The sequence below is a fragment of the Duganella sp. AC237 genome (assembly GCF_979254035.1).
On record NZ_CEEDEW010000003.1, the window covers coordinates 6,663,929 to 6,679,107 of the forward strand.

At 66.2% G+C, this 15,179-nt stretch carries 12 protein-coding genes and 3 tRNA genes; 7 read left to right on the plus strand and 8 right to left on the minus strand.

Annotated elements, in window-relative coordinates; translation table 11 throughout:
- Positions 1-52 precede the first annotated feature (52 nt).
- From AC0IYS_RS29375 to AC0IYS_RS29385, 3 genes are all read right to left on the minus strand, one after another.
- Positions 53-127, minus strand: a tRNA-Thr gene (locus tag AC0IYS_RS29375).
- A 54-nt stretch (positions 128-181) separates the two neighbouring features.
- Positions 182-255 (minus strand) — tRNA-Gly (locus tag AC0IYS_RS29380).
- 48 nt (positions 256-303) lie between these two features.
- Positions 304-388, minus strand: a tRNA-Tyr gene (locus AC0IYS_RS29385).
- 230 nt (positions 389-618) lie between these two features.
- Here AC0IYS_RS29385 and AC0IYS_RS29390 point away from each other — a divergent pair.
- Positions 619-3,927 carry a bifunctional diguanylate cyclase/phosphodiesterase gene (locus AC0IYS_RS29390; RefSeq protein WP_471708485.1) on the plus strand — a complete coding sequence of 1,103 codons (3,309 nt, stop codon included), beginning with the start codon at positions 619-621 and terminating at the stop codon, positions 3,925-3,927.
- 55 nt (positions 3,928-3,982) lie between these two features.
- On the opposite strand, the gene AC0IYS_RS29395 is transcribed toward AC0IYS_RS29390, so the two are convergent.
- Positions 3,983-5,566, minus strand: coding sequence for a DUF3369 domain-containing protein (locus tag AC0IYS_RS29395; RefSeq protein WP_471708486.1), 1,584 nt, complete (start codon positions 5,564-5,566; stop codon positions 3,983-3,985).
- A 278-nt stretch (positions 5,567-5,844) separates the two neighbouring features.
- On the opposite strand from AC0IYS_RS29395, the gene AC0IYS_RS29400 reads away from it, so the two are divergent.
- Positions 5,845-6,321 carry a chemotaxis protein CheW gene (locus AC0IYS_RS29400; RefSeq protein ID WP_471708487.1) on the plus strand — a complete coding sequence of 159 codons (477 nt, stop codon included), beginning with the start codon at positions 5,845-5,847 and terminating at the stop codon, positions 6,319-6,321.
- Here AC0IYS_RS29400 and AC0IYS_RS29405 read toward each other — a convergent pair.
- Complete coding sequence (locus AC0IYS_RS29405) at positions 6,318-7,337, minus strand: J domain-containing protein (protein ID WP_471708488.1); 1,020 nt, start codon at positions 7,335-7,337, stop codon at positions 6,318-6,320. The genes AC0IYS_RS29400 and AC0IYS_RS29405 overlap by 4 nt on opposite strands.
- Positions 7,338-7,452: 115 nt before the next feature.
- Positions 7,453-8,604, minus strand: a complete 1,152-nt coding sequence (locus AC0IYS_RS29410) for a class I SAM-dependent methyltransferase (RefSeq protein WP_471708489.1) — start codon at positions 8,602-8,604, stop codon at positions 7,453-7,455.
- Between the two features lie 72 nt (positions 8,605-8,676).
- Between AC0IYS_RS29410 and AC0IYS_RS29415 the strand changes: the two genes are divergently transcribed.
- The 5 genes from AC0IYS_RS29415 to AC0IYS_RS29435 are packed head-to-tail and all read left to right on the plus strand — an operon-like array spanning position 8,677 to position 11,437.
- Positions 8,677-9,486 (plus strand): SDR family oxidoreductase, encoded by an 810-nt coding sequence (locus tag AC0IYS_RS29415; RefSeq protein WP_471708490.1) that lies wholly within the window; start codon positions 8,677-8,679, stop codon positions 9,484-9,486.
- Between the two features lie 43 nt (positions 9,487-9,529).
- The gene (locus AC0IYS_RS29420) at positions 9,530-9,928 is read left to right on the plus strand and encodes a dihydroneopterin aldolase (RefSeq protein ID WP_090325667.1); all 399 of its coding nucleotides are present in this window, start codon (positions 9,530-9,532) and stop codon (positions 9,926-9,928) included.
- Position 9,929: 1 nt separating this feature from the next.
- Positions 9,930-10,889, plus strand: coding sequence for a tRNA 2-thiocytidine(32) synthetase TtcA (gene ttcA, locus AC0IYS_RS29425; RefSeq protein WP_471708491.1), 960 nt, complete (start codon positions 9,930-9,932; stop codon positions 10,887-10,889).
- A gap of 40 nt (positions 10,890-10,929) precedes the next feature.
- The gene (locus tag AC0IYS_RS29430; protein ID WP_471708492.1) at positions 10,930-11,169 is read left to right on the plus strand and encodes a hypothetical protein; all 240 of its coding nucleotides are present in this window, start codon (positions 10,930-10,932) and stop codon (positions 11,167-11,169) included.
- Positions 11,159-11,437: a type II toxin-antitoxin system RelE/ParE family toxin gene (locus AC0IYS_RS29435; protein WP_471708493.1), complete on the plus strand. Its 279-nt coding sequence runs from the start codon at positions 11,159-11,161 to the stop codon at positions 11,435-11,437. The genes AC0IYS_RS29430 and AC0IYS_RS29435 overlap by 11 nt, the downstream gene beginning before the upstream one ends.
- A gap of 219 nt (positions 11,438-11,656) precedes the next feature.
- Here AC0IYS_RS29435 and AC0IYS_RS29440 read toward each other — a convergent pair whose 3' ends face one another.
- Entirely contained in the window at positions 11,657-13,447 is a 1,791-nt protein-coding gene (locus tag AC0IYS_RS29440) for a M14 family metallopeptidase (RefSeq protein ID WP_471708494.1), read from the minus strand.
- An 82-nt stretch (positions 13,448-13,529) separates the two neighbouring features.
- Complete coding sequence (locus AC0IYS_RS29445) at positions 13,530-15,122, minus strand: S41 family peptidase (RefSeq protein ID WP_471708495.1); 1,593 nt, start codon at positions 15,120-15,122, stop codon at positions 13,530-13,532.
- Between the last annotated feature and the right edge of the window lie 57 nt (positions 15,123-15,179).

Sequence of the window (15,179 nt, forward strand, 5' to 3'; positions counted from 1 at the left end):
TTTTTGCTGCTCTGTGCCGACGTGCTGCGTATTACTGATGCACTGCGAATTCTGGTGCCCTTTACGTGGATTGAACACGTGGCCTCTCCCTTACCAAGGGAGTGCTCTACCACTGAGCTAAAAGGGCTGATGGGGTACTACTATTTGATGCCCTGCCTGCGCATCTGCATTGCAACAACACTGGAGCGGGTGAAGGGAATCGAACCCTCGTCGTAAGCTTGGAAGGCTTCTGCTCTACCATTGAGCTACACCCGCGAGGTATCGTTCATTTCACTTTTGCTACTCAGTCTCACCGCAACAACTTGGTGGAGGGGGCTGGATTCGAACCAGCGTACTCATAGAGAACAGATTTACAGTCTGTCGCCTTTAACCACTCGGCCACCCCTCCGCGAGGAACCGCAGAGTATGAAGCAATTACTTTGACCTGTCAACCCTCCAATTTCACTTGGACTGCGATATTTTGCGTCCCTGAGGATGAACCGTCTGCTTCGGGGCGAGATTTTAACTGGACCGCGTGCAAAAGTGCAAGTGTTGTTTTTACGTTGAATGATTTCCTATACAATCGGTCGCAGCTGGACCCGCTTTTCGACCCACCCACGCGACCCGGGAGCACCGCAGTTGAACACCACGCAGCTGTATTCCCCCGGCTCAGGCCGACGTCACCTGGCGCTGGCCAACCTGGCCCTGCTGGCAGCCTATCTGATCGCCGGCCGCCTCGGCCTGCTGCTGGCGCTGCCGCCCGGCTACGCTTCCCCGATCTTCCTGCCCGCCGGCCTCGCCCTGGCCGCCTGCGCCATGGGCGGCATGCGGCTGTTGCCGGCCGTCGCCCTCGGCGCGCTGTGCGTCAACCTGATGCCGTCGTGGCAGGGGTTGGGCGGCATCGCCGCGCCCGCCCTGCTCGGCGCGCTGTCGGCCGCCGCCGGCGCCACCTTGCAAGCCTGGGTGGGCGCCAGCCTGTTCCGCCGCCACATCGATCCGGCCCTCGGCTCGGGACGCGACGTGGCGCGCTTCATCCTGCTGGCGGTCAGCGTCACCGTCATCAGCTGCACCGTCTCGCTGTCGGGCATGCTGCTGGCCGGCGCGCTGCGCTGGGACGGCCTGGTGGGCGACTGGCTGGCCTGGTGGATGGGCGACACCATCGGCGTGCTGCTGGCCGCGCCGCTGACGTGGATCGCCATCGGCCGCCCGCGCGCGCTGTGGGAACGGCGCCGCCTGCTGGTGGGCCTGCCGCTGGTGCTGTCGGCGGCCGCCTTCATCGCCATCTATGTGCAGGCCGACAAATGGGAAAGCAACCAGCAGTTGCAAACCTTCCGCCTCAAGGCGCAGCAGACGGGCGACCTGCTGCAGGCGCAATTTAGCGAGCACGAACGCTTCATCTACGCCATGGCCAAGGCGCTCAACGATCCCAGCCGCATCCTCGGCGCGGACGACTTCAGCAACCTGGCGCACGGCTACCTCGACCAGCGCCCCGAGCTGCTGTCGATGGGCTGGCTGGTGCCGGTGGCCGGCGCCGACCGCGCCACGTTCGAGTCGTGGGCGCGCCAGCACGTCGCGCCGGCGTTCGAGATCCGCGAACGCTCGCTGGCGGGCACCTGGCGCGTGGCACCCAGGCGTGCGCGCTACTTCCCGGTCACCTTCGTCGAACCGGGCGAGGCGCGCGACTATATCGGTCTCGATTTCCTGTCCGAGGACCAGCGCCGCGCCGCGCTGGAGCGGGCGATCCAGTCGGGCCAGCCGACGGCGACGTCGCCGCTGCAATTCGCGCGCACCCTGCCCGGCCATGGCGTGGTGCTGCTGCAAACGGTCTATCCGAACAACGCCCAGCACCAGCCGGCCGGCGCGCTGCTGATCGCGCTGCAGTTCGACGCCTACCTCGACCAGGCGCTCAAGCGCTCCGAGTTCGAGCACTTCCTGGTGCGCTTCGAGGACATGGACGACGACACCCCGGGCCGCAGCCTGCGCGACACGCTGCTGCGCGCGCCGGCCACCGGCGACTTCCAGCACCAGCTGCATTTCGGCGGCCGCATCTACGAGCTGACCTTGGCGCCGACGCCGGCCTACCTGCAGCAGCAGCGCGGCTGGCAAAGCTGGACGGTGCTGACCTGCGGCCTGCTGCTGACTGGCCTGCTGGGCGCCCTGATGCTGCTCATCAGCGGCGAGCGCGCGCGCATCCAGGCGCAGGTCAAGGACAGCACCGCGCGCCTGCGCGAACGCGAAGCCAGGCTGCAAGCGATCCTGAACAAGGCCGCCGACGCCATCCTCACCATCGACGGCGACGGCCTGCTGATGTCGGCCAACGCCGCCGCCGGGCGCCTGTTCGGCTACACGCCCGAGCAGATGACGCGCCTGCGGCTCGAGCGCCTGATCCCGGTCGGCGTCGGCGAGGCCGACGGCCTCGACGCGGCCGGCCTGCTGCGCATGATCGCCTGCGGCGTCACGCACGACTACACCCTGACCGGCTGGCGCAGCGACGGCAGCGAATTCCCGCTGGCGATCTCGGTGAGCGAAGTCGAGCTGCCCGACGAGCACCTGTTCGTCGCCATCCTGCACGACCTCACCGAGCAGCGCATGGCGCAGGAGCGCATCCACCGCCTGGCCCACCACGACACCCTGACGGGGCTCGACAACCGCCTGTCGCTGAACCTGCGGCTGGAGCAGTTGCTGGCGCAGACGCGCCGCACCCACGGCGCGGCGGCGGTGCTGTTCATCGACCTCGATCACTTCAAGAAGATCAACGACACCCACGGCCACCAGACCGGCGACCTGCTGCTGGTCGCCGTGGCCCAGCGCCTGCGCGAGCTGCTGCGCGAGGTCGACATCATCGCCCGCCTTGGCGGCGACGAATTCATCGTCGTCACCTCCGGCGGCGTCACGCCGGACGACGTCACCCACATCGCCGTGCGCATCGTCGAGTCGCTCACCGAGCCTTATCCGCTCGAGGGCAAGACCATCCACAGCGGCGCCAGCGTGGGCGTGGCGATGTTCCCGTCCGACGGCGACGACGGCAGCACCCTGATGCGCCACGCCGACACCGCGATGTACGCCGCCAAGAGCCAGGGACGCGGCAACTTCCAGTTCTTCTCGGCGGCGATGAACGTCGCCACCCACGAGCGGCTGATGCTGGAGAACCGATTGTGGCAGGCGCTCGAGCAGGACGAGTTCGAGCTGTATTTGCAGCCGCAGGTGGAGCTGGCCACGCAGCGCATCATCGGCGCCGAGGCGCTGCTGCGCTGGCACCATCCGGAGCTGGGCATGGTGGGGCCGGACCGCTTCATCCCGATCGCCGAGGAGTCGGGGCTGATCCTGCCGCTGGGCGACTGGGTGCTCAAGCGCGCCACCGGCCTGCTGGCGGCGTGGCGCGGCACGCCGCTGGCGCACCTGCGGCTGGCGGTCAACCTGTCGGCGCGCCAGTGCCACGGCGCCGGCCTGCTGCCGCACCTGGACCACCTGCTATCGAGCCAGGGCATCGATCCGGCGCTGCTGGAACTGGAGATCACCGAGTCGGCGGCGATGCAGGATCCGGAACGCAGCCGCGCGCTGCTGGTCGAACTGCGCTCGCGCGGCATCAAGGTGGCGATCGACGATTTCGGCACCGGCTATTCGTCGCTCAGTTATTTGAAGTTGTTCGAGATCGACCGCATCAAGATCGACCGCGGCTTCGTCAAGGATATCGAGACCGATCCGGACGACGCGGTGATCGTCGCGGCCACCATCGCGCTGGCCCATTCGCTGGGGCTGGGCGTGGTGGCGGAAGGGGTGGAAACCGAGGCGCAGCGCGACTTCCTGCGCGCCAAGCAGTGCGACGAGGCGCAGGGGTATTTGTTTGCGCGGCCGATGCCGGCCGCCAGCTTCGAAGCGATGGCGCAAAACGAGGATGCTGAAGATGAGGAACCACGCAAACACGTAGGGCGGATTAGCGCAGCGTAATCCGCCATTTATGAGCCGCCGGCGGCGCACGCAATGGCGGATTACGGCGTTCCGCCTAATCCGGCGTGCGGCCTATTGTGGGATCGCGCTCGATCAACTCCAGCAGCGACGCCACCACCTCCGGGTCGAACTGCTTGCCGGCGCGCTCGGTGATGTAGGTCATCACCTCGGTGTGCGGCCACGGTTCCTTGTACGGCCGCTCGTGCAGCAGCGAGTCGAACACGTCGACCACGGCGACGATGCGCGCGGCAACCGGGATGTCGGTCCCTTTGAGCTGGTTCGGATAGCCGTTGCCGTCGAAATGCTCGTGGTGGCCGCCGGCGATCGCCGCGCCATACGTCAGATAACTCACGCCGTCGACCATGCCGGCGGCGCGCTCGAGGATCGCGCGCCCCACCGCCGCGTGGGTCTGCATCTGCGCCCGCTCCTCGGGCGTGTGCGCGCCCGGCTTGAGCAGGATGTGGTCCGGCGTGGCCACCTTGCCGACATCGTGCAGGATGCTCGCCAGCCCGATCATCTCGAGCAGCTGCGGCGTGATCTCGTCGGGATAGGAGCCGCGTTCGGCCAGCCGCGCGGCCAGCGACGACGACAGCTGCTGCACGCGCCGCACATGGCCGCCGGTGCCGCTGTCGCGGAACTCGGCCAGGTCGGCCAGCGCCACCACGGTGGCCTCCTGCGCCTTGCGCAATTGCCCGAACATGTACAGGTTGTCGAAGGCGGCCGCGATGCGCTGGCAGAACACCTCCAGCAGGTCGCGCTGGATCTGCGCCAGGGGCCACGGCGGCGTGACCGAGATGGCCACCTCGCGGTTTTCCTGGGTGTGGATGAACAGCACGTTGGCCGGGTGGTCGAACTGGCTTTTCTTTTCGGCGAAGGCTTTGGCGATGGTGGGCCACAACGGATGGCCGGTCGGCATCAGCTCGGACTCGCTCAGTTGCGCGTAGCCGCCGGTGGCCGCCACCACGCTGGTGACGCCGGTGTCGCCCTGCATCAGGCATAGCACGCCGTCGGAGCCGACGTCGAGGATCGCGCTGACCTGATTGAGCACGCCGGAGGCGAATTCGCGCAGCGAATGGATCTGGTACAGATTGGTGGCGCCGGCCAGGATCTTGCCCAGGCCGATGCGGCTGCGTTCGAGCATGTTGAGGCTCTCGTACGCGCGCAGCGCCGAGATCACGGTGGTGAACAGCTTCTGCGTGGTCAGCTCGGTCTTGGCCTTGTAGTCGTTGATGTCGTATTCGATGATGACGCGCTGCTCGGGCGCCTGGCCCGGCTGGCCGGTGCGCAGCACCACGCGCACGATTGCGTTGTGCAGCTCCTCGCGGATGCGGCGCGCCAGTATCAGGCCGGCGTCGTCGGTCTCCATCACCACGTCGAGCAGCACCAGCGCGATGTCGGGCGTGTCGCGCAGGATGTCGAACGCTTCGCGCCCGCTGTAGGCGGAGAACAGTTCGAGTTCGCGGCCCTTGAAGCTGACGTTGCGCAGCGCCAGGCGCGTGACGGCGTGGACGTCGGCGTCGTCGTCGACGATCAGCACGCGCCATTGGCGCTGGTCGGGAGCGCCCGCCCCATCGGCCGGCTGGTCTTCCTCGTCTTCCTCGATCAGCCAGTCGTCGTCTGAGGCGGTTGCATCTGTCATACACAAATCTCCTGGAAGGTCCGGCGTCCGGCCGCGCCGTGTGCCTGAGCTGAGGCTAGCATAATCAGATTCCCCCCCTGTGACAAGCTCCATGGAAGCGATAGCAACAGCGCGCCGCTTTTTACCAAACGGCGCTTTCCCAACGCTCGTCACGGCGCCCCGACTCTGCTACTCTTAGAGGGCGGCTGCCACCCCGGATCAACATTTCAAGGACCACAACAAGGTGCCGGGACGGGCCGGCAAGGGACACAAATAAAGACACGACAAGGACCATCGCCATGCAAGAAAACGCCTCCGATATCGCCGGCCGGGAGTTCCTGGCCTTCACGCTCGGCGCCGAGGAATACGGCATCGACATCCTCAAGGTGCAGGAGATCCGCGGCTACGAGGCCGTCACCCGCATCGCCAACGCGCCGGAGTTCATCAAGGGCGTGATCAACCTGCGCGGCATCATCATCCCGGTGGTCGACATGCGCATCAAGTTCAACCTGGGCGCGCCGGTGTACGACCAGTTCACGGTCGTCATCATCCTCAACATCAACGGCCGCGTGGTGGGCATGGTGGTCGATTCGGTGTCCGACGTGACCACGTTGACGCCCGAGCAGGTCAAGCCGGCGCCGGAGATGGGCACCGCCTTCAGCTCCGACTACCTGATCGGCCTGGGCACCATCGACGAGCGCATGCTCATCCTGGTCAATATCGACAAGCTGATGTCGAGCGAGGAAATGGGCCTGATGGAGACGGTGGCGAGCTAATTGCTGACCGGCAGCGTGTCGGCCTCGGCGGCGGCAGTGCGGCTGGGGGCCGCGCCGCCGCCGGGACCGGCGCCGGAGCAGCCGCCGCGGTTGGCGGCGGGGTCAAGGTTCTGGTAGCGGATCTCGTACTTGCCATTCGATAGTTTGTCAACCATCAGCTTGTCGTGCGCGCGCACATAGGCGTAGCGCACATTGGCGCGCCGCTCGACGTCGTAGACCTTGATGAACACGGCCGAGGCGTTGTTGGCGTTGTCGACCATCAGCTGGATGTCGTCGCCGCGGTTGCCGACGCTGAAGCCCTCGATATAGCCGGAGTTGGCCGGCCACGGCTCGCCGTTGGGCGAGACCAGGGTCTGGCTGTCGTTGTCGCAATCGGGCGTGAGGCCCGGCAGCACGATCTGCGACATCGCCACCACCTTGACCGGAGCCCCCTTGGGCGCCGGCGAGGTGTCGGCCTCCGGATAGAACGATTGCGGCCCGGCCCAGTCGTCGCGTTCGCGCTCGCGCGGTTCGGCCTTGGCCGCGCGCACCGGCTCGGCCTTGGCGCCGCCGCGCACCTTGCCGCCGAGCGCCGCGTCCAGCAACGCCGACTGGGACGCCATCGTGCCGCCGAGCCAGCCGGCCACCAGGCAGCCGGCCAGCCCGGCCCACCACTTCCATTTGCGCAGCGGCGCCGGCAACGGTTGCGGCTCGTCGACCGGCTCGGGATTCCAGCGGTCGGCGTCGTGGCGGTACTTGTCGGCGCCCCGGCCATCCTCGTTGCGGGTGCTTTCCAGCCACTCGATCTCCCACTCCTCGGCGGCGATCCATTCGTCGTGCTCGCGGCGGCGCTGGGTGTCGGACAAGGTGTCGTAGGCGCTGTTGAGAATGGCCATGATGCGCGCAGCCTTTTCATCCCCCGGATTTTTGTCCGGATGGTATTTCTGGCTGAGGGCCTTGTAGGCGGCACGTATGACTTCCTGAGGCGCCATGCGCGACACTTTCAGGTTGTCATAGTGAGTGTGTATCTTTCCCATTGGTCCCATGGCGTTAAATCGGCGCTCGATCCTGCATCATAGCCGATCTTGGCCCGCCCATCCCGCCGTTCAGGCGGCGGCGGCCTTTGCCTTTCTCGCCATTGTGTCATTTTGTCTACAAACGATGACTGCGGTCATGCATTGTGATGGCGTCGGGCAAGGTGACGTTCTTTCCTATAACCAAGACTTTAAACAATTCGCCCATCTCGGCCGGCGACAGCAGTTTTTGCACGGCGCCCGCCCGCGGCAGGTAATGCTTGGTGTCGGAAGGGTCGGTGCGCATCAGCAGCTCGCCGATGCCGGCGCCGATCAGGAAGGCGGCCTGGTTCAGGTACGCCAGCACGCCGGCGCCGGCGTCTTGCGCCGCCAGCGCCATCGCCGTGAAATCGACGTGGGCGGTGATGTCCTGCAGGCCGGGATAATAGAACGGGTCCGGATGCGCGTGGTGGCGGTAGTGGCACATCAGGGTGCCGGTGGCGCGCAGGTCCAGATAGTATTCGTGCGCCGGGAAGCCGTAGTCGAACAGGAAGGCGGCGTTGGCGCCGCCGTCGCGCAGCATGCGCCCCAGGGTGGCCATGAAGCCGCAGGCGACGCCGTGCACCTCGGTGACGTAACCGACCGGCAGTTCGGCGTGGCCGGCGACCTGGCGCTCGATCTGCGCCAGCAGCGCCGCGTCGGCCGGCGCCTCGAGCCAGTCGAAGCGGCCGTCGCGCACCGTCACGCGCAGCTCCTGCCAGCCTTGCGGGTGCCTGGTGACCAGGTGGACCGGCATGGCGTCGAGCACCTCGTTGCCGACAACGACGCCGTCGAAGGCGTCCGGCAGCGCGTCGAGCCATTCCACCTGCGGGAAGTCGCGCAACCGCTCGCGCTGGCGCGCGCGCAGTTCGCCGGACAGTTCGACGATGAAATAGCGCTCGACGGCGACGCCGTCGGCCGCCAGCGCGCTCAGGATGTCGAACGCCAGCTTGCCGGTGCCGGCGCCGAATTCGAGGATGCGCGGCGCGCTTTGGGCGATAATAGCGGCTGCGACACGCGCCAGCGCGGCGCCGAACAGCGGCGTCAGTTCCGGCGCGGTTGTAAAATCGCCATCTTTGCCAAGCTTGGCGGAGCCGCCGCTGTAGTAGCCCAGATCGGGCGCGTACAGGGCCAGCTCCATGAAGCGGGCGAAGGAAATCGCGCCGTCATGGCGTTCGATGTCGGCGGCGATCAGGTTCTGCAGGGCGTGGGACGCGGCCAGCGCGTCGCTAGAAGGTACGGGTAGGGACATACCGGCATTGTAGCGAATCGGCGCAGGTGCGTGATATTACGTGACACCCACAACATTTTTTGAACAGCGACTATGACCACAACGCAGCACTCCACCTCCCCCACCCCGGCAGCGCCGGCGCCCGTCCGCGTCGCCCTGGTGACCGGCGCCGGGCGCCGCATCGGCCGCGCCATCGCGCTCGGGCTGGCGCGCGCCGGCTGGGACGTGGCGGTGCACTACCGCGCCTCGGCGGACGAGGCGCGCCAGGTGGCGGCCGACATCGTCGCGCTGGGCCGGCGCGCCGTCGCGCTGCAATGCGACCTGTCGGACGAAGCGGCGGTGCGCGAACTGCTGCCGCGCGCCATCGCCGCCCTCGGGCCGGTGCGCTGCGTGGTCAACAACGCCTCGCTGTTCGACTACGACAGCGCCGCCGACTTCACCGCCGCCCGCCTCGACGCCCACATGCGCGCCAACGTCGCCGCGCCGATTTTGCTGTCGCAGGCGCTGCACGCGGCGACCGTCGGCAGCGGCGGCGAGCCGGCCGCCGTCATCAATCTGCTCGACCAGAAACTGTACAATCTCAATCCTGATTTTTTGTCGTACACCCTGTCCAAGGCCGCGCTGCACACCGCCACCACGATGCTGGCGCAGCAGCTGGCGCCGGCGGTGCGGGTGGTCGGCATCGCGCCCGGCATCACGATGGTGTCCGGCGACCAGACCGAAGCCGGTTTCGCCAACGCGCACCAGCAAACCCCGCTGGGCCGTTCCAGCACCCCAGAGGACATCGCCGACAGCGTCGTCTACGCCGCCTCGGCGCGCGCCATGACCGGCACCACCCTGCTGGTCGACGGCGGCCAGCACCTGATGCCGCTGCCGCGCGACGTGATGTTTTTGGCTAAATAAGCTCGCTGAATAAGTAGAATTTAAATCGAAAGAAGGTAATCCCATGTTGTCCGCCCTGTCCCACCCGAGCCTGACCGACTGCCGCCGCCTGTTCCTGCGCAATTACGAAGTGCTGATCAACATCGGCGTGTACGAATTCGAGAAAAAGGGCGAGCAGCGGCTGCTGATCAACGTCGACCTGTACATCCCGCTGGCGGTGTCGACGCCGACCCACGACCAGCTGGACGAGGTGGTCGACTATGACTTCATCCGCGACACCATCGCCAAGCTGATGGCGCGCGGCCACGTGCAGCTGCAGGAAAGCCTGTGCGACGACATCGTGCGCGCGATGCTGGACCACCCGCGCGTGCGCGCCGCCCGCGTGTCGACGATGAAGCCGGACGTGTATCCGGACTGCGAAGGCGTCGGCGTCGAAGTCTTCAAGATCAAGGACAACGTCTGATATGAACGCCCCACTGCACCTCCCGCAAGAACACCACGCCGCAGCCGCCGCGCCGGAGCGCGACCCGACCGATTCGCGCCGCTTCGAGCTGCTGCAAAAGAAGCTGCGCACGCAAACCGGCAAGGCGATCGTCGATTTCGACATGATCACCGAGGGCGACCTGGTGATGGTCTGCATGTCCGGCGGCAAGGACAGCTACGCGATGCTCGACATCCTGATGCACCTGCGGAAAATCGCGCCGGTCAAGTTCGACCTGATCGCGGTCAACCTCGATCAAAAGCAGCCGGGCTTCCCGGAGCACGTGCTGCCGGAGTATTTTGAAAAGATCGGCGTGCCGTACAAGATCGTCGAGCAGGACACCTACAGCATCGTCACCGAGAAGATCGAGCCGGGCAAGACCACCTGCTCGCTGTGCTCGCGCCTGCGCCGGGGCATCCTGTACCGCACCGCCAAGGAGCTGGGCGCGACCAAGATCGCGCTGGGCCACCACCAGGGCGACATCCTCGAGACCTTCCTGCTCAATATGTTCTACGGCGGGACCATCAAAACCATGCCGGCCAAGCTGACCGCCGACGACGGCGAGAACGTGGTGATCCGCCCGCTGGCCTACTGCCGCGAGCAGGACATCGAAAAATACGCCGGCAAGATGGGCTTCCCCATCATCCCGTGCAACCTGTGCGGCTCGCAGCCGAATTTGCAGCGGCAGGCGATGAAGGAGATGCTGGCGACCTGGCAGCAAAAGAATCCGCTGTGGATCAAGAGCATGTTCACCGCGATGGGCAACATCAAGCCGTCGCACATGATGGACCGCGGCCTGTTCGATTTCAGCAAAAACGAGATGCGCGAAGCCGAAGGCGCCTTCACCGGCGACATCCTGTTCGACAAGGACGAGAGCATCACGCTCGATGGCGTCAACGGCGCGTTCGCGATCCAGAGCGAAGTGCTCAAGCGCGCGCCGTAACAGGCATATAATCAAAGCCGGTTCTTAACGGGAGTGCGTCATGAGTGACAACCTCAACATCGAAGTCGCGATGTCGCCTGAATTGAAGCGGGCCATGGACAAAATCGAAACCTTGTCCGGCCAACCGGCTGAATCAATTGCGCAAGATGCGCTGAGACACTACGTCACTTGGCGGGTGCCGCAGTTGCTCGATCTGCAGGAAGCCGTCGCTGCGGCAGACGACGGCGATTTCGCCTCGAAGGACGAGGTCGACGAGTGGTTCGCTCGTCATGGCGCCTGACCTGCAAACCCACTGGTCGCGCCGCGCCCTATCCGATTTGTCCGACATCATCGATTTCATCTCGATCGATAAACCGCAAGCCGCGCGCAAACTGGCCCAAGCGATTCGCGCCAAAACCGAGACATTGGGAACGAATCCTAAGTTGGGGCGGGAAACCACGCCTGGTGTCCGCGAGATCATCGTGCATCGCCATTACTTGATTACTTACCGCATCAAAGCCGGCCGGATTGAGATACTTCAGATTTGGCACACTGCGCGAAAGCGATAGCTCCGCCACCTTGCTCGGGACCAGCGAGATGCAAGCCCAAACCACACCGTGCGGGAACGCGTCTCTTTCGCTGGTCTCTTTCGGTCTCTTTTTGTCTCTTTTCTACTCCAGCCTGCTTTAAAAGAAGCAGGAGACCGAAAGAGACCAAAAGCGACAAAAAGAGACAGCCAAAAGAGACCGTTTCCCGCACGGGCCATTTGCGCTACCGCCCCTCCCCGCTTAAAACTTCTGCGCCGTGCGCATCACCGGGTACAAGTTGAAGCGCTCGTCCCACGACGCATGGCGGCGGGCGAAGAACTCCAGGCGCGCCTGCTGGCTCTTGTTGAACTCGGCGTCGGTGTCGAGCTTTTTCTGGAACTCGGCGCGCAGCGCCGGATCGGCTTCGAGCTGCTCGCGCGCGACATCCTCGGCCACATACTCCTCCATGTACTCCTTGCGCTCGAAGGCGTTATTGAACTCGCCCCACGCCAGCAGCGAATCGGCGCCGCGCGGCTCGAGCATCGTCATCACCAGGCGCGCCTTGGGCTGCGCGATCGGCACAAACAGCGAACCCTTGGCCACGCTGCGGCGCTCGCGGCCCCAATCGCCTTCGACCGCCAGCGACTGCCGTCCTTCGAACGACTGCGCGCCGAATGTGGTTTTGCTGGCGCGGAAAGTCTCCACCTCCGCCGCCATCTGGTCCGCGCCCAGCACCTTGAACGTGATGCCGTGCTGTTTCAGCTTGGCCGCCACCCGGGGCGCGTCGGCCAGCGGCACCAGATAGCCGCCCCTTGGCGCGGCCACCCGCAAATCGGGCACGATCTCGTCGCGCAGCGGCACGGTCCACATCTGCGGCTTGCTTTCGTCGTAGTGCGTCATCAAACCGCCCGACACTTCCGAATGCGCGCGCGTGTACTCGTAGCCGGGGAACTGGATGGTCTTGGTGTTGTAGGTGGTGCGATAGCTCAGCGGCACCTCGGCGCCCGCCAGCGCCGCCGCGCGCGCGTCCGCCTCGCGCGCCGCCTTCAGCCACTGCTGGCCGTGCGCGCCGACCTGCGACAGCAGCGAGACGATGGTGTTGCGCGTGATGCGCACGCGGGTCGGATAATCCTTCCACGAGTGGGTCTCGACCAGCATCGCGAAGCGGTTACGCATCGGGAAGTAGCCGGTCGAAAAACGCGGCGCCGGCATGCTGTCGACAAAGCCGGAGGCCGGATCGTCGTTGAGCGCGAACGAGATGTAGTACGGCTTGGGATCCGAGCCCTGCGCCGCGAGGTCCGCCATCACGGCGGTGCGCAGCGCCAGGCCGGCCTGCTTCAGGTCCTCGTCGCCGCCGTGCACCGGCTCGACCTGGATCGAGACGTCCGGCTGGAACTTGGCGCCGTCGGTCACGTGCAGGTCGATGTAGGCCAGCGGGTCCCAGGCGTTCACCAGCGCCAGCATGGACTGCATCTCCGGGGCGTCGGCCTTGACGTAGTCGCGATTGAGGTTGTAGTTCTGCGCCGTCGTGCGCCAGCCCATTTCGACCGGGCCGCGCTGGTTCGGCCGGTTCCATTTGCCGAAGCGCTCATGGCCGTCGACGTTGAACACGGGGACGAACAACAGCACCTGCTTGTCCAGCGCGCCGGGGGCGGCCTTGTTCTCCAGCGCCTCGCGCAGCGCCAGGAAGCCGGCGTCCTTGCCGTCGATCTCGCCGGCGTGGATGCCGCCCTGGACCAGCAGCACCGGCAGGCCTCGCTTTTTCGCCTGCTCGGCGGTCAGCGCGCCGGTGCGCGAGACGGCCAGCGCCAGCATCGGACGGCCTTCCGGCGTGCGGCCGAATTCGAAGCATCGCACCTGCTTCGGATAGGCCTTCTGGAAGCGCGCGCACAGCGCGACCACCTCGTCGTAACGGCCGGTGTTCTGGAAGCCGGATCGCTCGGCGATGGTGCTCAGGGAAGCGGCGGCGGTGGCCGGCGCGGCGCCGGCGGTGGTGGCGGTGATGGCAGTGGTGGCGGAGGCAAAGGCAAGCAGTATGGCGGAACGGATCATGGACGAACTTCCAGCGTGGGGTTGATCGACCGGTGCCTGCGCCGGCACCGGGTACGCTGGAAATTATAGTCGGCTTTGCGCGCTAGCGATTGCGGATCGCGATTTCCCTGGCCTGTGGGCGCACCAGCGTCATGGCGCCGGAACCGATGGTGGCGGTGGCGGAGCGCGCGCGGTTCATGGCCGGCTGCGCCGGGCAGGCGCCGCTCGCGCGGTAGCTGAGCGCCGTCGATAGCAGCCGCTCGGCGCTGTCGCCCAACACGTGATCGAAGTCGTCGTCGGCGCGGCAGGTCGGCTGGAAACCATCGGCGTAGTCGCCGAAGCCCTTGTGGTTGGCGCCCTGCAGCTGGATCGCGAAGTAGGTGGTGCCGCAGTTATTCGCCGGCACAAAGCCGTATGGCTTGCCGCAGGTTTCGCCGCCGATCAAATTGACTTCGACGTCGATGCCGCGCAAGCCGTTGATTACCGATTCGCTGGCCGAGCAGGTGCCCGGCGTGGTCAGGATGGTGACGCGCTTGAGCCCCAGATAGGGCAGCGCGGCGCCGGCGGCCAGCTGCGACGACTTGAAGCCGTAAGCCTTGGTGCGGAACATGTCCGGCGGCTGCGGCGTGGTCTTGTCGTTGTATTGCAGCTGCTCGAAGATCTTGCCGCTGGTGGCCGCGGGTCCGGCGATCATGTAGGCCAGCTCGTTGGCCACGGCCAGGTAGCCGCCGCCGTTATAGCGCATGTCGAGCACCAGATCGACGATGTTGGCCGCCTTGAACGTGCCGATCGCCTTCGCCAGCTCGCTCTCGGACAGCTGATTGTGGTCGTCGAACTGCAGGTAGCCGACCTTGCCGGTCGGCGTGTCGATGGTTTTGACGTTCTGCACCGGCGGATTGCTCACCTGCCTCGAGGCCAGGTTGACCGTCAGCGGCACGCCGGCGCGCGTCAGCACCAGGCTGTGCGTCTCGCCGGCGGTGGCGGGGAACAGGCCGGCGTTGAGCCGCGCGACGCCGGCGCTGGTCGTGTCGGTCAACGCGACGCCGTCGACGGAGAGCAGGCCGTCGCCGCGCCGCAAGCCGGCCAGCGCGCCGGGCGACGCCGGCGCCACCATCGCCACCGCCCATACGCGCGGCGCCGCCGGGTCGGCGTTGCGCGCCCAGGTCACGCCGTAACCGACCTCCGTGCCGGAACTCGACAGCCCTTCCCACACTTCGGTCGGATAGGTGAAGTGGAAGCGGTCCTTGGCCCGGCCGGAGGCGGTGGTGGCAAACGTCTTGTAGTCGGCGAAGAAGTCCACCGCGCGCGTGTAGTTCTCCAGCCGCGGGTTGGCGGGCAGCTCGCGGTACCACAGATAGGTCTCGCTATAGAAGGAGCGCAGCCACTTCAATTCGTCCATCAGCGAACCTTGCCGGTCCGAGCTGCCCGGAAGCGGATGCTCGCAGCGGTTGGCCAGCGCCAGCCAGTCGGGTGGATTGTTGGGATCGATCACGGGCGGGCCCACCGGCGTGGACGGAGTCGGATCGGGAGCGGGCGACGGCGTCGGCACCACCGGTGGCGTCGGTGTCGGCGTGACGCCGACCGGCGGCGCGGGGGTGGCCGCGGGCGCGTTGCCACCGCCGCCGCCGCCGCACGCCGACAGCAGCGCCAGCGACGTCGCGGCTGCTGCCGCCAAACGTATCGAATGTTTTTTCATGGGAATATTATAGACCGGCACGGTGTCCGGGATGCCAGTAAAACAACGCTTTTTACA